The sequence below is a fragment of the Pantoea sp. SIMBA_079 genome (genome assembly GCF_046940275.1).
GTDB lineage: Bacteria > Pseudomonadota > Gammaproteobacteria > Enterobacterales > Enterobacteriaceae > Pantoea > Pantoea borealis.
In genome coordinates, this window is the sequence record NZ_JAWRYR010000202.1 from 1 (window position 1) to 279 (window position 279).

1 protein-coding gene is annotated in these 279 nt (G+C 65.9%); it reads left to right on the forward strand.

What is annotated here, in order from left to right; genetic code table 11:
• The coding region (locus SB719_RS19710) for an AMP-binding protein (protein WP_412159673.1) at nt 1–279 on the forward strand (279 nt) is incomplete at both ends.

The window sequence follows — 279 nt, forward strand, 5'->3', positions numbered from 1 at the left end:
GTCAGCAGTGCGGGCGAACCGCTTAACCCCGAGGTGATCCGCTGGTTCGCCGACGAGCTGGGCGTGACCATTCACGATCACTATGGCCAGACCGAACTGGGCATGGTGCTGTGCAACCACCATGGCCTGCAGCACCCGGTACACCTGGGTTCGGCCGGCTATGCCATTCCTGGCCACCGCATCGTGGTGCTGGACGAGCAGGGCAACGAGCTGCCAGCCGGCCAGCCAGGCATCCTCGCCGTTGACCGCGAGCAGTCGCCGCTGTGCTGGTTCGGTGGT